The following is a 19873-nucleotide window of genomic DNA, read 5'->3' as shown; positions in this document are numbered from 1 at the left end:
TAAGTGGCTTGACCCGAGGCCTGCATGTCTTTTGATCTGAACGCACGTCTCGCTGCCCGTCGTGCCGAGCACCTTTATCGCCAGAGGCCCTTGCTGCAAAGCCCGCAGGGCCCTGAAGTGGTGGTGGACGGCAAGCCGCTGCTGGCGTTCTGCAACAACGATTACATGGGGCTGGCCAGTCATCCCGAGGTCATCGCTGCGTGGCAAGCGGGCGCCGAGCGTTGGGGCGTCGGCGGTGGCGCCTCGCATTTGGTGATTGGCCACAGCACGCCCCATCACGCGCTCGAAGAAGCCCTCGCCGAGTTCACCGGTCGGCCCCGCGCGCTGTTGTTTTCCAATGGCTACATGGCCAACCTCGGCACCGTCACTGCGTTGGTGGGCCAGGGCGACACGGTGCTGGAAGATCGCCTCAATCATGCTTCGTTGCTCGACGCCGGCCTGCTCAGCGGCGCGCGTTTTTCCCGCTATCTGCACAACGACTGCGAAAGCCTCGCCAGCCGGTTGGACAAAGCGGTCGGAGACACCCTGGTGGTGACCGACGGTGTGTTCAGCATGGACGGCGACGTCGCTGATCTCCCCGGGCTGGCCAAGGCGGCGAAAGCCAAAAACGCGTGGCTGATGGTCGACGACGCTCATGGCTTCGGCCCGCTGGGGGCGAATGGCGCAGGCATCGTCGAACACTTCGGCCTGGGCATCGATGATGTCCCTGTGCTGATCGGCACGCTGGGTAAATCCTTCGGCACGGCCGGCGCGTTCGTTGCGGGCAGCGAAGAGTTGATCGAAACGCTGATCCAGTTCGCCCGCCCGTACATCTACACCACCAGTCAGCCGCCGGCGCTTGCGTGCGCGACGCTGAAAAGCCTCGAACTGCTGCGCACCGAACACTGGCGGCGTGAGCACCTCACGGCACTCATCAAGCAGTTTCGCGTCGGCGCTCAAGCCCTCGGCCTGGAGCTGATGGACAGTTTCACGCCCATTCAGCCCATCCTGATCGGCGACAGCGGTCGCGCCTTGCGGCTGTCGCAGTTGCTGCGAGAGCGCGGCGTGATGGTCACCGCCATTCGACCGCCGACAGTGCCTGCGGGCAGCGCGCGTTTACGCGTGACATTGTCCGCCGCCCACAGCGAAGCGCAGGTGCAGCTATTGTTGCAGGCACTGGAGCAGTGTTATCCGCTGCTGGGCGTAGACGAATCTTCGGAGCTGGACCATGCGTGATCAGTTGATCCTGTTGCCGGGCTGGGGCCTTGGCGTCTCGCCGCTTGAACCGCTGGCCGCAGCGCTGCGAGGGCTCGACGAACATTTGCGGGTCGTGATCGAGCCGTTGCCTGAGATGGACAACGACAACCTCGACGACTGGCTCGATGAGCTGGATTCGACATTACCCGACAACGTCTGGCTGGGCGGTTGGTCGCTGGGCGGCATGCTGGCCACCGAACTGGCCGCGCGCAGGGGCGAGCGCTGCTGTGGTCTGGCGACGTTCGCCAGCAACGTCTGCTTTGTGGCCCGCAGCGAGTGGCCCAACGCGATGCCACAAACGGATTTCGACGCGTTCATTGCCGGTTGCAAAGCCGACCTGGACGCAACGCTCAAGCGCTTCACTCTGTTGTGTGTGCGAGGGGCCGAAGAGCCACGGGCGCTGTCGAGACAACTGAAAGCCTGCGCGCCCCATGGCACCAGTGACGGCTTGATCGAAGGCCTGAAGCTGCTCGAGCAAATGGACACGCGCAAAGCGCTGCAAGCGTTTCGCGGCCCTCAATTGCACCTGTTCGGCGGTCTCGACGCGCTGGTGCCGGCAGAAGCATCGGCGGATCTTCTGACCCTCCAGCCTGACATCGAAGTCGGCGTGATCGAGCAGGCCAGTCACGCCTTCATTCTGGAAAACCCGCACGGCGTCGCCGCTGCAGTTCATGCGTTTTTACACGAGTCCGGTGATGACTGATCTTTCCCACTGCGCGGTGCTGAAGGCCGTGAAACAGCAACAGGCATCCGGACAACACGTGCTGCCGGACAAGCGCCAAGTGGCGGCGTCCTTCTCGAAGGCGGCGGCCAGCTACGACAGCGTGGCCGACTTGCAGCGCGCTGTTGGCACCGAATTGATGACGCGACTGCCTGATCTGGCGCCGTCGCTCTGGCTGGACCTGGGCAGCGGCACCGGCTGTTTCAGCCGCGCGCTGGCGCAGACGTTTCCGCAAAGCGAAGGTGTTGCGCTCGACCTCGCCGAAGGCATGCTGCGTTATGCACGGCCATTGGGCGGTGCCACTCATTACGTGGCAGGCGACGCGGAGAATCTTCCGCTGCGCGACGCGAGTGTTGATCTGATGTTCTCCAGCCTGGCAGTGCAATGGTGCCCGGACTTTTCCGCGGTGCTCAGCGAAGCGGGTCGCGTGCTGAAACCGGGCGGCGTGTTCGCTTTTGCCAGCCTCTGCGTCGGGACGCTGTTTGAACTGCGCGACAGCTGGCAGGCGGTGGACGGCATGGTCCACGTCAACCGCTTCCGCGAGCGCGAGGCGTATCAACGCCTCTGCACCGCCAGCGGTTTGAACGTGCGCAGCCTCGAAGTCCTGCCGCACGTGTTGCACTATCCCGACGTGCGCAGCCTGACCCACGAACTCAAGGCACTGGGCGCGCACAACATCAATCCGGGTCGTCCGGGAGGCCTGACCGGCCGCGCGCGAATTCACGCGCTGATGGAGGCGTACGAAAGGTTTCGTCAGGAAAAAGGCCTGCCCGCCACGTATCAGGTGGTGTACGCCATCCTGGCGAAACCCGGCATTGATTAAAGAATGATCTATTTAGTCGGCGTCCGTCACACGGGCGCTATAGTAAGCAGGCAATAGTTTGAAATATCTGAACGGATGGTCGCCACGATGAGCGCTGCGTATTTCATCACTGGAACCGATACCGACGTTGGCAAGACCACCATCGCCACGGGGCTTCTGTACGCGGCGCGGCAGTCGGGGTTGAGCACGGCGGCGGGCAAGCCGGTGGCTTCAGGCTGCGACGTCAAACCCAAGGGGTTGCGCAACTCGGACGCCGTCGCCTTGCGTGCCGAATGTTCGATTCAGCTGACCTACAACGAGGTCAATCCGGTGGCCTTCGAGCCGGCGATCGCGCCCCATCTGGCGGCGCGGGAAGCGGGAGTCGCCCTGACGGTGCAGTCCTTGCTCGGGCCGATGCAGCATATCCTCGACAAGCAGGCTGACTTCACGCTCATCGAAGGCGCCGGCGGCTGGCGCGTCCCGCTGGCCGATCAGGCCAATCTGTCCGACCTGGCCATCGCGCTCAAGCTGCCGGTGATTCTGGTGGTGGGCGTGCGGCTGGGCTGTATCAGCCATGCATTGCTGTCAGCTGAAGCGATCGCCAACGACGGTCTGCAACTGGCGGGCTGGGTGGCGAATATCATCGATCCCAAAACGTCACGGCTTGAAGAAAACCTCGCCACGCTTGCAGAGCGTCTGCCGGCGCCGTGCCTTGGTCGAGTGCCGTTCATGAAGAAGGCGACTGCGGAAATGATTGCCGAGCATTTGCATTTGGAGTTGCTGGATTAATCGTTACAAAGTCGCCGAGTGTGAGGCCCGTCACAAGGCGCAATGCCACTAGTCGCATTGCGGAGTAATCCATGCGTTTTGCTGCTTTAATCGCTGTGTTCGCTATGAACAGGAGGATCGTGCTCATGCAAATCTCACTGAACAACACGCTGTACCCGGGCCTTAGCGCAATGCAGGTCGGGCAGAGCCGTGTCGATCAGGCTGCCACCCAACTGGCCAGCCCCGCGACCGAAGTGTCCGGACGCAGTCAGTCTTCGGATTTCCAGCTTGAGCGCCTTCGCTCCGTTGATCGCCCGCAAAGCTCCGACATGGCCACCAATGTGGTTGAACTGACCCAAGGCCGGATTCAAGTCCAGGCTGGCGTCAAAGTTGAAAAGGCCAGCGATGAAATGCTCGGCACGCTGATCGACACCTTCGCCTGACTCTCCTCCCTTCGTGCGCTGCGGCGCACGTCGCTGGATGCTCCCCCTCCTGAATAACGCCTCATTCACGCGCCCATCCTGCGGGCACTTTCGCGTTTTTTGTCCCAACGCTTTCTAAACTCAACGCACCGGTCTGAACCGCCTGGCGTCGTATACGCACGCCTGCGCGTTGCCCGCATCAGGTGATGAAAGGTGCAGGGCGTCGCTTGACAAGGTATAGGCGTAAACGTATGTTTCAAACACCTGTTTGATCGCCACGTGATCCCAAGCGCCGGCGCCGGGGCAACGCCTCACAGTGACCACACGGTCATCCAATTCCAGGATTCACCAGCAGAGGTTTATCGCTATGCCTGACTACAAGGCCCCCTTGCGTGATATTCGCTTCGTCCGTGACGAGCTGCTCGGCTACGAAGCGCACTATCAGAGTCTGCCAGCATGCCAGGACGCCACGCCTGACATGGTTGACGCCATTCTCGAGGAAGGCGCCAAGTTTTGTGAGCAGGTCCTGGCCCCGCTGAACCGTGTGGGTGACACCGAAGGCTGCACCTGGAGCGAGTCCGGCGTAAAAACGCCGACCGGTTTCAAGGAAGCCTACAAACAGTTCGTTGAAGGCGGCTGGCCGAGCCTGGCGCACGACGTCGCTCATGGCGGTCAGGGTCTGCCTGAGTCGCTGGGTCTGGCGGTCAGTGAAATGGTCGGCGAAGCCAACTGGTCGTGGGGCATGTACCCGGGCCTGTCCCATGGCGCGATGAACACCATCTCCGAGCACGGCACCCCTGAACAGCAGGACGCTTACCTGACCAAGCTGGTCTCGGGCGAGTGGACCGGCACCATGTGCCTTACCGAACCGCACTGCGGCACCGACCTGGGCATGCTGCGCACCAAGGCCGAGCCTCAGGCTGACGGTTCGTACAAAGTGTCCGGCACCAAGATCTTCATTTCCGCTGGCGAACACGACATGGCCGATAACATCGTCCACATCGTGCTGGCCCGCCTGCCCGACGCGCCTGCCGGCACCAAAGGCATTTCCCTGTTCATCGTGCCGAAATTCGTGCCGGCCGCTGACGGTAGCGTCGGCGAGCGCAACGCTGTGAATTGCGGTTCGCTGGAACACAAGATGGGCATCCACGGCAACGCCACCTGCGTGATGAACTTCGACGGCGCGACCGGTTTCCTGATCGGCCCGCCGAACAAGGGCCTGAACTGCATGTTCACGTTCATGAACACCGCACGTCTGGGCACTGCGCTGCAAGGTCTGGCCCACGCCGAGATCGGTTTCCAGGGCGGCCTGAAATACGCACGTGAGCGTCTGCAGATGCGTTCGCTGACTGGCCCGAAGGCGCCGGAGAAAGCCGCTGACCCGATCATCGTTCACCCGGACGTACGTCGCATGCTGCTGACCATGAAGGCTTTCGCCGAGGGCACTCGCGCGATGGTGTACTTCACCGCCAAGCAGGTCGACATCGCCAAGTACAGCGACGACGCCGAAGCCAAGAAGCAAGCCGATGCCCTGCTGGCGTTCATGACCCCGATCGCCAAGGCGTTCATGACCGAAGTCGGTTTCGAATCCGCTAACCACGGCGTGCAGGTCTACGGCGGCCACGGCTTCATCGCTGAGTGGGGCATGGAGCAGAACGTTCGCGACGCCCGTATTGCCATGCTGTACGAAGGTACCACGGGTATTCAGGCGCTCGACCTTCTGGGTCGTAAAGTGCTGATGACTCAGGGCGAGGCGCTCAAGGGCTTCACCAAGATCGTCCACAAGTTCTGTCAGTCCCAGGAAGGCAACGAAGCGATTGGCGAATTCGTTGCGCCGCTCGCTGCGCTGAACAAAGAATGGGGCGAACTGACCATGAAGGTCGGCATGGCGGCTATGAAAGATCGTGAAGAAGTCGGTGCCGCTTCGGTGGATTACCTGATGTATTCCGGTTATGCCTGCCTGGCGTACTTCTGGGCTGACATGGCCCGTGTGGCAGCCGAGAAACTGGCGGCCGGCACCGGCGAAGAAGCCTTCTACACCGCCAAGCTGCAGACGGCGCGCTTCTACTTCCAGCGCATCCTGCCGCGCACCCGCACTCACGTGGCGACCATGCTGTCGGGCGCGAGCAACCTGATGGACATGAACGAAGAACACTTCGGCCTGGCTTACTAACTCACCGCAGGGCTTCACTAAAAGCCGCTTGTCCCCAGGGACAGGCGGCTTTTTTGTGTCTGGCCGATTTTCGCCCCAACGCCACGTACATTCTTTCTCATCCTATGCATGACGCGGCCGATACAGGCACAATGCCATTTAATCAGCACTCGCATCATTCGGTGAGGAGATAGTCCTTTTGCTGCGCCCCTCTGCCGCACGGCTCAGTCATTTTTTACCTTCTCTGGCCTTGCTGATTGCCGGACTGGCAGCCGCGTACGTGAAAGACCTCAACGTCTTCTTCACCTCACTTTTCAACGTACTGCCCACCCTGGTGCTGTTGCTGGGCGGCGCGTATTGCGGCGTGTACAAGCGACAGCGTGAGCTGTTCCTGATGATCACGGTGTACATTGCCTATTTCCTGCTCGACACACAGACCGACTACTACCGCGATAACGGCAAGGTCCGAGAGGACGCCGCCGTGGTGTTTCATCTGTGTTGCCTGTTGCTACCGGTCATGTTCGGGCTGTACGCGGCCTGGGAAGAGCGGACCCATCTGTTTCAGGACCTGGTTGCACGGTTGGCCGTCCTGGTCGCCATAGGCAGCGTGGCGCTGGGTCTCGAACAGCGCTTCCCCGCCGGGCTGCTGGCCTGGCTTGCCGACATACGCTGGCCGGCGCTGCACGGAGACTGGATGAGCCTGATCCAGCTGTCCTACGTGACCTTTCTCATCGCATTCGGCGTGCTCATCACGCAGTACGTCTATAAGCCGCGGCCCCTGCATGCGGCTCAACTGGTGGGGTTGCTCGGGATGTTCTGGGCGTTACCGAAAACCTTCATCCTGCCGTTCACCCTGAACATCATGTGCAGTCAGGTGATGTTGATGATTGCCGCAGCGGTCGCGCACGAGGCTTATCAAATGGCCTTCCGCGACGAGCTGACAGGGCTGCCAGGCCGACGGGCGCTCAATGAGCGGATGCAGCGACTGGGCCGCAATTACGTGCTGGCGATGAGCGACGTCGATCATTTCAAGAAATTCAACGACACCCACGGCCACGATGTCGGCGATCAGGTGCTGCGTCTGGTGGCGAGCAAATTGTCGAAGATCACCAATGGCGGCGGGCGCGCCTATCGCTATGGCGGTGAAGAGTTCGCCATCGTGTTTGCCGGCAAAACCCTGGAAGAGTGCATGCCGCACCTCGAAGTCATTCGCGAAACCATCGCCAGCTATCAGATTCACCTGCGCAATCAGGACAACCGTCCAAACGATGACCTGCAGGGGCGCCAGCGTCGGGCGGGCTCTAAGGCATCCACGGTTTCGGTGACCGTCAGCATCGGCGTAGCCGAGCGTCTGCCGGAGCACCGCAATCCGGAAGAAGTCCTCAAATCCGCCGATCAGGCGCTGTATGCCGCCAAAGGCGCTGGCCGTAACTGCGTCATCAGTCACGCGCAGACCAGCAAACGCGGTGCCGTGCGGATGGCCGCCGCTGGCTGAGATGTACTCTTTTTAATCTGTAGGCAAGCGCTCTTGCGGTCGTAAGCGGGCATACGCATGACTGTTCTTCAATCGTGACCAGATATCTATTAATAGTCACGCGTTGACCCTATGTGTCGCAAATGGTGTTCATGTACACTCGTTCCACTGACACATCGGCGCCGCGACATCCCTGCTGTGCCGCTCCTCCCCGAGTTCTCTGCCGCTGAAACGAGGTTTGCCATGGCTGACTACAAAGCGCCCTTGCGCGATATGCGCTTCGTCCTCAATGAAGTGTTCGAAGTCTCCCGACTTTGGACCACGCTGCCCGAATTGTCTGAAACTGTGGACGCCGAGACCGTCGAGGCGATTCTCGAAGAAGCGGGCAAAGTCACTGGCAGATCCGTCGCACCCCTGAGTCGCGCGGCCGATGAAGAAGGCTGTCACTGGAAAGACACCGTTGTCACCACCCCGGCAGGCTTCGTTCAGGCCTACAAAACGTACGCTGAAGGTGGCTGGGTTGGCGTCGGCGGTAACCCTGAACTCGGCGGCATGGGCATGCCCAAAGCGGTGTCTGCCCAGGTCGAGGAGATGGTCAACTCCGCAAGCCTCGCGTTCGGGCTGTACCCGATGTTGACGTCCGGCGCCTGCGTTTCGATCAACAACCACGCCAGCGAAGCGTTGAAGACCAAATACCTGCCGAACATGTACGCCGGGGTATGGGCCGGTTCGATGTGCCTGACCGAAGCCCACGCCGGCACCGACCTCGGGATTATCCGCACGAAAGCGGAGCCCCAGACCGACGGTTCCTACAAGATCAGCGGCACGAAAATCTTCATCACCGGCGGCGAGCACGACCTCACCGAGAACATCATTCATCTCGTACTGGCCAAGCTGCCTGACGCACCGGCAGGGCCGAAGGGCATTTCGCTGTTCCTCGTGCCGAAGATCATGGTCAATGACGATGGCAGCCTCGGTGAGCGCAACACGGTGTTCTGCGGGTCCATCGAACACAAGATGGGCATTCAAGCGTCGGCCACCTGCGTTATGAATTTCGATCAAGCCGAAGGCTATCTGATCGGCGAGCCTAATAAAGGCCTCGCGGCGATGTTCACCATGATGAATTACGAGCGTCTGGGTGTCGGTATCCAAGGCCTGGCGTCCGGCGAGCGCTCGTATCAAAACGCGATCGAGTACGCCCGCGATCGTCTGCAAAGCCGGGCCCCGACAGGTGCGCAGTCCAAGGACACCCTCGCTGACCCGATCATCGTTCACCCCGATGTGCGTCGCATGCTGTTGACCATGAAGGCGCTGAACGAAGGCGGTCGCGCGTTCTCCACGTACGTGGCCATGCAACTGGACACCGCCAAGTACAGCGAAGACGCCGATGTGCGTCAGCGCGCCGATGCGTTGGTTGCGCTGCTGACCCCGGTCGCCAAAGCTTTCCTTACCGACATGGGCCTGGACACCACCGTGCACGGTCAGCAGGTGTTCGGCGGTCACGGCTACATTCGCGAATGGGGTCAGGAACAACTGGTGCGTGACGTGCGCATCACCCAGATCTACGAAGGCACCAACGGCATTCAGGCACTGGACCTGATGGGCCGGAAGGTCGTTGCCAGTGGCGGGGCGTATTACAAGCTGTTCTCCGACGAAGTCCGTCAATTCATCGCTTCGTCTGACAGCTCGCAGGCCGAGTTCACCAAGCCGTTGGCCGTATCGCTTACCACGCTGGACGAATTGACCGACTGGGTACTGGACCGGGCCCGTAGCAACCCTAATGAAATCGGTGCCGCGTCCGTCGAGTATCTGCATGCGTTCGGATACACGGCCTACGCCTACATGTGGGCGATGATGGCAAAAGCGGCGTGGGGCAAGGAAGGTCAGGAAGATTTCTACGCCAGCAAGCTGGGCACCGCGCGTTTCTATTTCGCGCGTCTGCTGCCGCGGATTCAGTCCCTTTCGGCCTCTGTTAAGGCGGGCAGCGAGTCGCTGTACTTGTTGGAGGCGTCACAGTTCTGACACCGTGGAAAGCGTGTAAGCATTTGCTTACATAACGTGATGGCATTCGGCTCTATCTCTTCAGTGGATCCAAGTTTAATCTACACACATGGACGTCGCGCAGGATGCGCAAACAGATAACACGGACACGTAAGGGATCGCCTGCCAGGACGGCGGGAAGAAATGGAAGTCATGGGAAACAGTCTGGAAAACCTCGCTTAGGCGGGGTTTTCTTTTTTCTGCATTCGGGAAAAGTGCAACGCCGCCGGCCGCTTCGCTTGAGGTGCCTGCGGGAAGGTAATGGCTTGATGATATGTGTCGCGGAACCCCTGTAATGGTCCAAGGTCGATTAGCTGTGCGGCCCCCATTGGGCCATTAATCAGGAGCTCCACCCATGGACATCATTCGCATCATCATCGCCATTCTGCTTCCACCCCTGGGCGTGTTCCTGCAAGTCGGTTTCGCCGGCGCCTTCTGGCTGAACATCCTGCTGACCCTGTTGGGCTACATCCCGGGGATCATCCACGCGATCTACATCATCGTCAGTCGCAAGTAACCCGATCCGGTAAACAGCGCCCTTCCTGTCTCAGGTCAGCTGACATAGAGTCCGACATCGGACTTTATGATCAGGAAGGTCAGGGATGGACGTTGTTTTGGGATTACTCGCCGCTCTATTCTGGGGCGGCACAGATTTTCTGGTAGGGCTAAATGCCCGTGCAGTAGGGGTTAAGCGAGCGGTTTATTTCGGTCAGGCGCTTGGCTTTCTGATCATGTGCATGCTCTTGCTGTGCTACCCGGCCTTCATCTCCAAATCATTCTCTGCGCCTTGGCACGTGTGGCTGCTGGGTGTGCTTGCCTCGGTTTTGACAGTCTGCGGCGCGCTGGCCCTGTCCAAAGCGTTCGCGCTCGGCAAAGCTTCAATTGTGGCTCCACTGGTGACGTCGTATGGCGTATTCACCACGCTGTTCTCGTGGGCGAGCGGCGAGCACATCTCGCTGACACAGCTGTTGTTGATCGCGTTGTGTGTGCTGGGAGTTGTTCTGTCGAGCATCACGTCAGGTGACGATTCCACGGCGAAAAAGCACAACCGGGAAGCGATTGTCTATGCACTGGGCGCCGCCTTGCTGTACGGGTCGAGCTTCTGGATGCAGGGCCGTTACGCGTTGCCAGCGCTGGGCCCCGTCACGATGCTCTGGCTGGGGTATCTGGTCGGCCTCGCCGTTTTGTCGCCGATGATTTTGCGGATGAAAGACGCCATGAAGCTGCCCCCTGCACGCGCCGGCGCAACGCTTGTGGCGGCAAGCCTGCTCAACCTGGGTGGGTTTTCTGCGTTCTCGTATGGCGCGATGGTGGGATCGATTTCCGTGGTCACCGTGATCAGCACCTTGTCAGGCGGGATAGCCGCAGTGCTTGGCTTCCTGTTCTTCAAAGAGCGGCTCAGCGCCATTCAGGTCTGCGGGGTGGGGCTGGTATTGATCGGCGCCGTGGCGCTGCACGTGTATGGCTGACTGAATGTGTTCGTTGTTTCGTGGGCCCGCAGGTTCAAATCAAAAAGGGCAGCATCTTTGGTCGCTGGTAATTCCCGGGCCAAATGCGATGTGTAGCAGCCGGCTTGCTGGCGAATGCGTCATTTAAGACGCCGCAGTGTCGCCTGGACACGCGGTTCGCCAGCAAGCCGGCTCCTACGGATTTCGGGCCGCAATCAACACTTGGGGCAGCAAATGCCTGACACCTCAACCATCAATCACCTTTCGGTAAAACGCCCACTCGGTTTCCAGTGCATGGGCCAGGTTGGCGGCTTTGCGGAAGCCGTGGCGTTCGTCAGGATAGAAATGCCCTTCAGCCGGGATGCCGTTTTCCATTAACGCATTGAGCATGTCGCGGGTCTGGGCGGGGACAACCACGGCGTCGAGTTCGCCCTGGAAGAAGATCACCGGGACCTTGATCTGGTCGGCATGCAGCAACGGCGTGCGTTCCCGGTAGCGCGCCATGTCGACGTCGGGGTCGCCGATGAGCCAGTCCAGATAATCCGCTTCGAACTTGTGCGTGGCTTCCGCCAGCGCGAGCGGGTCACTCACCCCATACAGGCTTGCCCCAGCGCGGAAAACATCCTGGAACGCCAGTGCGCACAGCGTCGTATAACCGCCTGCACTGCCGCCTCGGATGAACGCATTTGCCGGATCGATCAGGCCCTGATTGCCCAGGTATTCAACCACGGCGCAGGCGTCTTCGACATCGACAACGCCCCATTCCAGAAACAGTGCCTGGCGATAGGCACGGCCATAGCCGGTGCTGCCGCGATAGTTGAGGTCGGCGACGGCGAAGCCCCGCTGCGTCCAGAACTGAATGCGCGGGTCCAGCGCGGGGTAGCAGGCGGAAGTTGGGCCGCCGTGGATAAACACCACCAGCGGCGGCTTGTCGTCGCCATTCATGGCCGGATAGAAATACCCGTGCGCCTCGCTGGTCCCACTTGGATAACGCAAGGTTTGCGGCTGGCTGATGCGCTCGACGGGAAGCGGGCTCACGCCGCCGGCCAATACCTGAACGCGCTTGTCAGCACGACCGATGGCAATCACCGCAGAGGGGCAGACGGGCGACGCCGCGATGCAATAGATGTAGTCCGCGTCCACCGCGAGGCTTCTGAAGCGGCTGTAATCGCCACTGAAATCTTCAACTGAACCCTGCGCCGAGCGCACGCCGAGCAGGCCTTTACCGTCTTCGAACCAGGCGGCGAGGTACGCGCCGTCGCTGAGCGGCGCCCAAGTCGACGCTCCGAGTTGCCACGGCGCCGAGGCATGATCGGCAGGGGCGGCGGGCAGCGCTTCAAAACCGTCCAGCGTTTCAAGCCACGGCTGCCAGAATCCGGCGCGGTCGGTCAGGCAGTACAAGTGGCCGGCTTCATCAAAGCGGGGTTGCTGCAGCGATTCCAGCCCCAACCCGCCCGCGAGGCAGTGGGGTCGGCCCCACGCGAGATCGGCCTGGCGTTCGACGCTCATCAGTCGCGTGGACGTCCACGGCTGATGGGGCCGCCACCACTCAATCCACACCAGGCGATTGCCATCCGGACTGACGGTGGGCGATGCGTAAAAATCGGCGCCTTCGGCCAGCACATGGCGGCGGCCGTCGGCGACATCGATCGCGACCAACCGATGAGTATCTTTATCCTCCTCAACCGCCAGAATCTGCCCACGCGCGTAGCGGACATCTCCGAAGAGTTTGTCGCCCTGGGTCAGGGGGTGAGGGGTTTGAGCGTCGAAGGGCTGGAGGTAAATCTGCTGGTCCGCTTCGTTGACGAACACCACGGCATCGTCGGTCAGGCAGAACGACCCGCCGCCATATTCATAAACCCGGCTGCGCACGCTGAAACCCTCGGGGGTCAGGCAAGCGGCCGCGCCGTCGTGCCAGCGCCAGATGCGCGTCGCGGCATCCTGAGGGCGGAATTCACTCCAGAAAAGCCCCGCAGGGCTGGCGCAAAGTTCGGCGAAATCGGTGCCTGCCGCCACAGCCTGGGCGGCAGAAAGAAGGTCAGGACTTGGCGATGAGGCGTGAGTTTCGTTCATTGCGGAAGGCCAGTTGCTCGATGGTCTGGCTAGCATACTCGGCTTCATCACGGGCCTGGGTGATCAAGTGGTGCAGCGGCGACTTGCTACACACCGGATCAGTGTTACTCGCGTCGCCGGTGAGCATGAACGCCTGACAGCGGCAGCCACCGAAGTCCTTTTCCTTCTCGTCGCAGGAGCGGCAAGGCTCTGGCATCCACTCGTAACCGCGAAAGCGATTGAAACCGAACGACTCATACCAGATGTGCTGCATCGTGTGGTCGCGCACGTTGGGGAACTGGATCGGCATCTGCCGCGCGCCATGGCACGGCAGCGCGGTGCCATCCGGCGTCACGGTCAGGAACAGGTTGCCCCAGCCGTTCATGCAGGCTTTTGGGCGCTCTTCGTAGTAATCGGGGGTGACGAAAATCAGCTTCACCGGGTGGTTTTCAGCGGCGAGCTTGACCCGATACTCGTTGGTGATGCGCTCGGCGCGCACGAGTTGGTCTTTGGTTGGCAGCAGGCCAACACGGTTCAGATGCGCCCAGCCGTAGAACTGACAGGTCGCCAGCTCCACGAAGTCAGCTTCCAGCGCCACGCAGAGCTCGATGATCTTGTCGATCTTGTCGATGTTATGCCGATGGGTCACGAAGTTGAGCACCATCGGGTAGCCATGCTTTTTCACGGCGCGAGCCATTTCCAGCTTTTGTGCGAAGGCTTTTTTCGAGCCGGCGAGCATGTTGTTCACTTGCTCGTCGCTGGCCTGGAAACTGATCTGGATGTGGTCCAGCCCGGCTTCCTTGAAGTCGATAATCTTCTGCTCGGTCAGGCCGATGCCGGAGGTGATCAGGTTGGTGTAGAAGCCCAGCCGCCGCGCTTCGGCAATCAGCTCGGCCAGATCCTGACGCACCAGTGGCTCGCCACCCGAGAAGCCGATCTGCGCCGCGCCCATTTGCCGGGCTTCGGCCATGACTTTGAACCACTGCTCGGTGCTCAACTCTTGCCCCTGCTTGGCAAAATCCAGCGGGTTGGAGCAATACGGGCATTGCAGCGGGCAGCGATAGGTCAGCTCGGCGAGCAGCCACAGCGGCAGCCCGACCGGGGGCGTGGGCGGAATGTAGACATCGGACGGAGTGTTCACTGAGTCAGGCAAATTCGATCCAGAGTTCTGCACGGGCGACCTCCATGAATTGCTCGACGTCAGTGCCGAGCTCGGGAACGCCGGGGAATTTTTCGTCAAGCAGCGTAATGATGGCGCCGACGCTGCGCTGACCGTCAATCAGGCCGCCGATTGCACTCGCGCTGTCATTGAGCTTGATCATACCCTCGGGGTAGAGCAGCACGTGGCCGTCTTGCGCGGGCTCGAACTGGAAACGATAACCGCGGCGCCAGCTGGGCACCTGCTCGCGATTGAAGCTCATAGGGCGATTCCTTTGTGCCAGACGCGTTGGTCGGTCACGCTGTGATAGGGCGGGCGGTTCAGCTCGTACGCCATGCTCATGGCATCGAGCATGCTCCACAAAATGTCGAGTTTGAACTGCAGAATTTCCAGCATGCGCTGCTGGCCTTCCCGCGTGGTGTAGTGCTGAAGCGTGATCGCCAGACCATGCTCAACGTCGCGGCGCGCCTGACCCAAGCGGGTGCGGAAGTACTCGTAGCCGGTCGGGTCGATCCACGGATAGTGCTGCGGCCAGCTGTCTAGACGCGACTGATGGATCTGCGGCGCAAACAGCTCGGTCAGCGAACTGCTCGCCGCTTCCTGCCAATTGGCGCGACGGGCGAAATTGACGTAGGCATCGACGGCAAATCGTACGCCTGGCAGAACGAGCTCCTGCGAGCGCAACTGGTCAGGATCCAGGCCCACGGCTTGACCCAGACGCAGCCACGCTTCGATGCCGCCGTCTTCACCGGGCGCGCCGTCGTGATCAAGCAAGCGCTGAATCCACTCGCGGCGAATCTCACGGTCCGGGCAGTTGGCCAGGATCGCGGCGTCTTTCAGCGGGATATTCACCTGATAGTAGAACCGGTTGGCGACCCAGCCCTGAATCTGCTCCCGGGTCGCGCGCCCTTCGTACATCGCCACATGGTAAGGGTGATAGATGTGGTAATACGCGCCCTTGGCGCGCAGGGCCTGTTCGAATTCAGCGAGGGACAGCGGCGTTGCATCGCTCATTTCGGGACTCTTCCTAACGAATGTGAGGCGCGGTTTACATCTTCTGAAAGCGCTTTCCTACAGCTCGATGCTCATGCCATCAAACGCCACTTCGACGTTCCGCCGCGCCAGTTCAGCGCGCTCGGGCGAGTCTTCGTCGAGTATCGGGTTGGTGTTGTTGATGTGGATAAGCACCTTGCGCTGTTGCGGCAGCTTTTCCAGCACTTCGAGCATGCCGCCGGGACCGTTTTGCGCCAGATGACCCATTTCTGTCCCGGTGCGGGTGCCGACGCCACGACGCTGCATTTCATCGTCGTCCCACATTGTGCCGTCGACCAACAGGCAGTCGGCGCCGCTCATTTTTTGCATGAGGGCATCGTCGACTTTTCCCAGGCCCGGCGCGTAGAACAACTTGCCGCCCGTGCTCAGGTCCTCGACCATCAAGCCGATGTTATCGCCCGGGTGTGGGTCGAATCGGTGTGGCGAGTAGGGCGGTGCCGCACTGCGCAGTGGAAATGGCGTAAAGCGCAGGTTCGGGCAGGCCGGAATGACAAAACTGCCTTCCAGCTCGATGCGATTCCAGGCCAGACCGCCGTTCCAGTGTTTGAGCATGTCGAACAGCGGGAAACCCGTGCTCAGGTCCTCGTGAACCATGTCCGTGCACCAGACTTGATGCGGGCAGCCCTCACGCAGGCTCAGCAAACCGGTGGTGTGGTCGATCTGGCTGTCCATCAGAATGATCGCGCTGATCCCGGTATCGCGCAGGTCGCGATTGGGCTGCATCGGGGCAAAACCCTGGAGCTGGGCGCGGATGTCGGGAGAGGCGTTGCACAAGATCCAGTTCACACCGTCGTCCGACAGCGCGATGGACGACTGGGTGCGCGCGTGCGCCCGCAAGCTGCCGTCGCGAAAGCCTGCGCAATTGGCGCAGTTACAGTTCCACTGAGGGAAACCACCGCCGGCGGCGGAACCGAGAATCTGGATGTGCATGTAAGCCCCATAGCGACGGGCCAGTCCGGCCCTGAATTCAGAATCGCGTTAATAAAAAAGCCCCGGCGAACCGAGGCTTCTCACCGCGCAATAATCAACGGCTTGCGAAGTACATGGTGACTTCAAAGCCGATACGCAGATCAGTGTAAGCAGGTTTAGTCCACATAATTGACTCCTTCTGGGTTAGTGCAGCGGTGGGTGACTACATTCGTTAGTGCTCCTGCGAGCGGAGACGTTCAAATGCTTAGGGGGCTATGTTACTAAAATTATCGGAAGGCCAGTGATGAAATATCCGATAAAGATCCTTGCAGAACGGGCAAAGATCAGCTGTTTGCGGCCTGCGGCCGGGGCGGGCTAGAACGGGCCAGGGCGGTTCGACAGGCAGAGCCGGGCGCTGTCCGGATATGCCAGCCGATGAGCGGCGTCGAGCAAGGCGGCTAGCTGAAGATGTGCAAGCGAATGTTGCAGGCGGGCGATGTAGTCGCTGCCGTGGCCTGCCAGATGCGCGTGCCAGAGCAGCTCGGCCGCCTGCGGGTGCTCCATGTCAGCCGTTTCGAGTTGATCCTGCAGGATTTTTACCTGCGCGGGTAAGTCTGCGGCGTTGATCAATATCGGCAGACCCTCGATGAACGTCTCTACATGCGTAACGAGTTGTTCCGCGCTCGCACTGGGCGATTGCACGCCAAACAACAGACCGCCATGCCCTGCGATCTGTCGGAAACCGCTAAAAACGGCGTAACCCAACTGCAACTCGACCCGTAGGCACTGGTAGAACGGCGCCTGCATCAGCTGTGCGAACAGTCGCCACGTGGCTTCATCGTGGAGAGAATCGGATGGCGTCGGATAGAACATCAACAGCGCAACTTCGGCAGATTCCGACGGTTCGATTTCCCACCGTATGCCCGTAGCCGGGGGTGTTGCGTGTGCTGGAAGCTCGGGGAGACCGGGGATGAGCCGAGCGGCGTGGCTCAATACGTTTCGCGCTGAGCGTGTGAAGCCCGTGGCAAACCCCGTCCAGAGGGCCCCTGCCCAGACGCGCTGCAGATTGTCAGTCTGCTCGGTGACTGAGTTGTTCAAATAATGATCAGGCAAGGTTTTCAACAGCTGACGTATGGGGATCAGGGCCGGTTCATTGGCTGGCGCACCGTAGCGCGTCAGGGTTTGCTCATCCGGTCGGACGAGCAGACGCAGCGCCTGTTCCAGCACTGCGGGCAACGGTTCCGCCAAACCGGAGACTTTCAACTGCCAGAACCTGCCGTAGGAACTGAATGCCACCGTTACCCCCGCTTGGTTGGCTTGAGCAGCCAGTGGTTTCAAGCTTTGTTCCAGCAGCCGTGCAAGCTTTGGTTGCGCCGTGGCAAGCGTCCATCGCAGGTACAGCGCAGCCTCACCGTTTGCTGGCAGCGCGTCGCTGAATATCAGCGCAGGCAAGTGCGAGGTCGGCGCAGCGGCTGGCGCTGCCTGCTTCACAAATGGATTGGGTTCGGGCAGGCGCCAATCGACGCTTGAGGTGTCGTACGGCAGGGACTGGGCTTCTGCCTGCAACAGCGTCAATGGCGTAAGTTGGTTCAGCAGCGCATCGACCGCGTCTATCGACAGACCCGCCTCATCAGGCTCAGCACTGAAATACCGCGCCAGCGACAGCGCACCGCTGACGGCCAGGCGCCCCTGTTCCAGCCGCGCGTATTCTTCGAGCAACTGACGGTAATGGGATTTGAAGAAGGCGATCCAGCTGAACACCATTGCTGACACGTGCGATGACGCGTCGGGTGTCTTCGCGGCCAATGCGACCTCAATGTCGATGACTGCCTGGCCAGCAAACTCATACATGACTTCGGCCTGCAGCGACTCAGTCCGCCCGCGTCCACGCAGCTCCGCCACCAGACCACCCGCTCGCGCGTCATTCATCCAGATGCAGAGAAAGGCCGTAGCCTGTTCCTGCCCGGCCGGTAAGCCTTCGCACGCGAAAGTCAGATGCACCCGACGCTGGTCAGGTTCGGCGATTGGCTTCGGTGCATCAGTGAGCAGCGCAGGCGGTCTCTGCTGGTCAACCCGGCTGCCTTGAGCGAAATACGCGCCAAACTGCGCCGCCAGCTTCTCCAGTTCATCCAGCGATTGAGGCCCCGCGAGGCTTAACGTCATCTGTCCGGCCTGATAAAACCGTCGATAGAAATCCTGCAGCGCATGCTGAAACGCCTGACGCGGAACCGGGAGGCTGAAGCGATTCCCCGCATGAAACCCGCGTAGCGGATGCAAAGCCGACAAAGGCTGCAGGCGTTTCAGCAGGTCACGGGAGGCATCGTCCCGCGACCAGGCGATGAATTCCGCGTGCAACACCTCTCGTTCTCGCAGCTGATCGGAAATCGTCATACGCGGATGGGCGAGCATTTCGCAAAGACGCTCAAGACCGTCGGGGAACACGGCGCGGGGCAGTTCGAAGAAAAAGTCGGTGGTGCGCTCGCGTGTGCTGGCGTTCACTTGTCCGCCGCAACGCTGCACGAACGCCATCAGCTTTTCGTCGGCCGTAAAGCGCTCGGTGCCGAGAAAAAACAGATGCTCAAGGAAATGCGCCAGCCCCGGCCAGCGGGCCGAAACATCATGACTGCCTGCCGCCACCCGCAATGCCGCAGCGCAACGCTTCAAACGTGGGGCCGAAATAAGCACCACGTTCAAGCCATTGGGCAGGGTCAGGGATCGTTGGCTGATGGGGTTGGGCATAGCGCTTGTGATGTTTGATGACTGAGCGGCCATGCTAGCGGATAACGGGCGTGCAAGTGTGGGACGTGCGCAGTGGCGACGTAGGATGATTACCCTACGGTTTGCCCAGACTGGAATAAAACCCCGGCCGGCGATCCTTGAAATACGTATTGATCGCCTGAGACTCGCCCATCGATTCACGATCCAGATCCGCAATCACCAACGTCTCATCCAGACCGGCGAGCCCGATTTGCCGGCCGTCAGGCGCGCAGATGCTGCTCAAACCGCAGTAATGGATCTCGCCCTCACTGCCGCAGTAATTGGCGTAAACCAGGTAGCACTGGTTCTCGAAGGCGCGGGCCCGCACGGTGACTTCCGCGACGAAATCGTAGGGCGCCATGTTCGCGGTGGGTACGAGAATCAGGTCCGCGCCCGCCAAGGCCAGACGCCGCGTATTTTCGGGAAACTCGACGTCGTAGCAGATCAAGAAGCCGAGCTTCCAGCCTCCGAATTCCACCACCGGAAAGTGCTCATCCCCTGCGCTGAACATCGCGTTGTCCAGGTCGCCATACAGATGGGTCTTACGGTAATTGCAGAGCCGAACACCTTGCGCGTCGATCAGCTGCACGGCGTTGTAAACCTGATCGTCGCCGCTCAACTCCGGGTAGCCGTACAGAATCGCGATCCCCGCAGCTTGGGCTATTTCGGCAATCTTCAGCGCAGCGGGGCCGTCGCTCGCTTGCGCCAACTCCCGCGCCGCCTGGGCACCGATGTTGTACCCGCTGAGAAACATCTCCGGGAAGACCAGCAACTTCGCCCCCTGCGCCGATGCTTCGATCGCCCGAGCTTTCAGGCGCAGAAGGTTGGCGCTGACGTTCAGGGGCAGCGGCGGGCATTGGTAGAGAGCGACGCGCATAGA

18 protein-coding genes are annotated in these 19873 nt (G+C 60.8%); 10 read left to right on the top strand and 8 right to left on the bottom strand.

Annotation, left to right across the window (positions count from 1 at the left end; translation table 11 throughout):
* Positions 1-24 precede the first annotated feature (24 nt).
* The 10 genes from bioF to L4G42_RS06160 all read left to right on the top strand — a co-directional run bounded on the left by bioF (position 25) and on the right by L4G42_RS06160 (position 11084).
* The gene (gene bioF / locus L4G42_RS06205) at positions 25-1215 is read left to right on the top strand and encodes an 8-amino-7-oxononanoate synthase (RefSeq protein WP_237251559.1); all 1191 of its coding nucleotides are present in this window, start codon (positions 25-27) and stop codon (positions 1213-1215) included.
* Complete coding sequence (locus L4G42_RS06200; protein ID WP_237251558.1) at positions 1208-1939, top strand: alpha/beta fold hydrolase; 732 nt, start codon at positions 1208-1210, stop codon at positions 1937-1939. Before bioF ends, L4G42_RS06200 begins: the two co-directional genes overlap by 8 nt.
* Positions 1932-2780: a malonyl-ACP O-methyltransferase BioC gene (bioC, locus tag L4G42_RS06195; RefSeq protein WP_237251557.1), complete on the top strand. Its 849-nt coding sequence runs from the start codon at positions 1932-1934 to the stop codon at positions 2778-2780. Before L4G42_RS06200 ends, bioC begins: the two co-directional genes overlap by 8 nt.
* A gap of 87 nt (positions 2781-2867) precedes the next feature.
* Positions 2868-3548, top strand: a complete 681-nt coding sequence (gene bioD, locus L4G42_RS06190) for a dethiobiotin synthase (RefSeq protein ID WP_074886878.1) — start codon at positions 2868-2870, stop codon at positions 3546-3548.
* Between the two features lie 125 nt (positions 3549-3673).
* Complete coding sequence (locus L4G42_RS06185) at positions 3674-3970, top strand: pyrroloquinoline quinone biosynthesis protein PqqE (RefSeq protein WP_237251556.1); 297 nt, start codon at positions 3674-3676, stop codon at positions 3968-3970.
* Between the two features lie 346 nt (positions 3971-4316).
* Entirely contained in the window at positions 4317-6122 is a 1806-nt protein-coding gene (locus L4G42_RS06180; protein WP_237251555.1) for a phenylacyl-CoA dehydrogenase, read from the top strand.
* 178 nt (positions 6123-6300) lie between these two features.
* On the top strand, positions 6301-7596 hold the full coding sequence (locus L4G42_RS06175) for a GGDEF domain-containing protein (RefSeq protein WP_237251554.1): 1296 nt from the start codon (positions 6301-6303) through the stop codon (positions 7594-7596).
* A 222-nt stretch (positions 7597-7818) separates the two neighbouring features.
* Positions 7819-9597 (top strand): acyl-CoA dehydrogenase C-terminal domain-containing protein, encoded by a 1779-nt coding sequence (locus L4G42_RS06170; protein WP_237260657.1) that lies wholly within the window; start codon positions 7819-7821, stop codon positions 9595-9597.
* 373 nt (positions 9598-9970) lie between these two features.
* On the top strand, positions 9971-10132 hold the full coding sequence (locus L4G42_RS06165; RefSeq protein ID WP_037019089.1) for a YqaE/Pmp3 family membrane protein: 162 nt from the start codon (positions 9971-9973) through the stop codon (positions 10130-10132).
* Between the two features lie 85 nt (positions 10133-10217).
* The gene (locus L4G42_RS06160; protein WP_237251552.1) at positions 10218-11084 is read left to right on the top strand and encodes a DMT family transporter; all 867 of its coding nucleotides are present in this window, start codon (positions 10218-10220) and stop codon (positions 11082-11084) included.
* A gap of 225 nt (positions 11085-11309) precedes the next feature.
* On the opposite strand, the gene L4G42_RS06155 is transcribed toward L4G42_RS06160, so the two are convergent.
* The 8 genes from L4G42_RS06155 to L4G42_RS06120 all read right to left on the bottom strand — a co-directional run bounded on the left by L4G42_RS06155 (position 11310) and on the right by L4G42_RS06120 (position 19870).
* The gene (locus L4G42_RS06155) at positions 11310-13136 is read right to left on the bottom strand and encodes a S9 family peptidase (protein WP_237259611.1); all 1827 of its coding nucleotides are present in this window, start codon (positions 13134-13136) and stop codon (positions 11310-11312) included.
* Entirely contained in the window at positions 13102-14289 is a 1188-nt protein-coding gene (gene pqqE, locus L4G42_RS06150; protein ID WP_237251550.1) for a pyrroloquinoline quinone biosynthesis protein PqqE, read from the bottom strand. Before pqqE ends, L4G42_RS06155 begins: the two co-directional genes overlap by 35 nt.
* Positions 14261-14536 carry a pyrroloquinoline quinone biosynthesis peptide chaperone PqqD gene (gene pqqD, locus L4G42_RS06145; protein WP_237251549.1) on the bottom strand — a complete coding sequence of 92 codons (276 nt, stop codon included), beginning with the start codon at positions 14534-14536 and terminating at the stop codon, positions 14261-14263. The genes pqqE and pqqD overlap by 29 nt, the downstream gene beginning before the upstream one ends.
* Complete coding sequence (gene pqqC / locus L4G42_RS06140; protein WP_237259610.1) at positions 14533-15288, bottom strand: pyrroloquinoline-quinone synthase PqqC; 756 nt, start codon at positions 15286-15288, stop codon at positions 14533-14535. Before pqqC ends, pqqD begins: the two co-directional genes overlap by 4 nt.
* 57 nt (positions 15289-15345) lie before the next feature.
* Positions 15346-16257: a pyrroloquinoline quinone biosynthesis protein PqqB gene (gene pqqB / locus L4G42_RS06135; RefSeq protein ID WP_237251547.1), complete on the bottom strand. Its 912-nt coding sequence runs from the start codon at positions 16255-16257 to the stop codon at positions 15346-15348.
* 94 nt (positions 16258-16351) lie between these two features.
* Positions 16352-16423 (bottom strand): pyrroloquinoline quinone precursor peptide PqqA, encoded by a 72-nt coding sequence (pqqA, locus tag L4G42_RS06130; protein ID WP_008365141.1) that lies wholly within the window; start codon positions 16421-16423, stop codon positions 16352-16354.
* 188 nt (positions 16424-16611) lie between these two features.
* A complete protein-coding gene (gene pqqF, locus L4G42_RS06125; RefSeq protein ID WP_237251546.1) occupies positions 16612-18975 on the bottom strand; it encodes a pyrroloquinoline quinone biosynthesis protein PqqF in 2364 nt (787 codons plus the stop codon).
* Between the two features lie 94 nt (positions 18976-19069).
* Positions 19070-19870, bottom strand: coding sequence for a carbon-nitrogen hydrolase family protein (locus L4G42_RS06120; protein WP_237251545.1), 801 nt, complete (start codon positions 19868-19870; stop codon positions 19070-19072).
* Between the last annotated feature and the right edge of the window lie 3 nt (positions 19871-19873).

This window comes from Pseudomonas petrae (assembly GCF_021728295.1).
In the GTDB taxonomy this organism is placed as follows: domain Bacteria; phylum Pseudomonadota; class Gammaproteobacteria; order Pseudomonadales; family Pseudomonadaceae; genus Aquipseudomonas; species Aquipseudomonas petrae.
The sequence above is the reverse complement of the archived record's forward strand: the minus strand, read 5'-3'. Positions and strand labels throughout refer to the sequence as shown.

Bases quoted from the DNA above. Each gene is read 5' to 3' on its own strand.
- pqqD (WP_237251549.1), bottom strand. From the start codon at position 14,536: ATGAGCTTCAATCGCGAGCAGGTGCCCAGCTGGCGCCGCGGTTATCGT.
- bioD (WP_074886878.1), top strand. From the start codon at position 2,868: ATGAGCGCTGCGTATTTCATCACTGGAACCGATACCGACGTTGGCAAG.
- L4G42_RS06170 (WP_237260657.1), top strand. From the start codon at position 7,819: ATGGCTGACTACAAAGCGCCCTTGCGCGATATGCGCTTCGTCCTCAAT.
- pqqF (WP_237251546.1), bottom strand. From the start codon at position 18,975: ATGCCCAACCCCATCAGCCAACGATCCCTGACCCTGCCCAATGGCTTG.
- pqqC (WP_237259610.1), bottom strand. From the start codon at position 15,288: ATGAGCGATGCAACGCCGCTGTCCCTCGCTGAATTCGAACAGGCCCTG.
- L4G42_RS06165 (WP_037019089.1), top strand. From the start codon at position 9,971: ATGGACATCATTCGCATCATCATCGCCATTCTGCTTCCACCCCTGGGC.
- L4G42_RS06155 (WP_237259611.1), bottom strand. From the start codon at position 13,136: ATGAACGAAACTCACGCCTCATCGCCAAGTCCTGACCTTCTTTCTGCC.
- bioC (WP_237251557.1), top strand. From the start codon at position 1,932: ATGACTGATCTTTCCCACTGCGCGGTGCTGAAGGCCGTGAAACAGCAA.
- L4G42_RS06200 (WP_237251558.1), top strand. From the start codon at position 1,208: ATGCGTGATCAGTTGATCCTGTTGCCGGGCTGGGGCCTTGGCGTCTCG.
- L4G42_RS06185 (WP_237251556.1), top strand. From the start codon at position 3,674: ATGCAAATCTCACTGAACAACACGCTGTACCCGGGCCTTAGCGCAATG.
- pqqB (WP_237251547.1), bottom strand. From the start codon at position 16,257: ATGCACATCCAGATTCTCGGTTCCGCCGCCGGCGGTGGTTTCCCTCAG.
- bioF (WP_237251559.1), top strand. From the start codon at position 25: ATGTCTTTTGATCTGAACGCACGTCTCGCTGCCCGTCGTGCCGAGCAC.
- L4G42_RS06180 (WP_237251555.1), top strand. From the start codon at position 4,317: ATGCCTGACTACAAGGCCCCCTTGCGTGATATTCGCTTCGTCCGTGAC.
- L4G42_RS06160 (WP_237251552.1), top strand. From the start codon at position 10,218: ATGGACGTTGTTTTGGGATTACTCGCCGCTCTATTCTGGGGCGGCACA.
- L4G42_RS06120 (WP_237251545.1), bottom strand. From the start codon at position 19,870: ATGCGCGTCGCTCTCTACCAATGCCCGCCGCTGCCCCTGAACGTCAGC.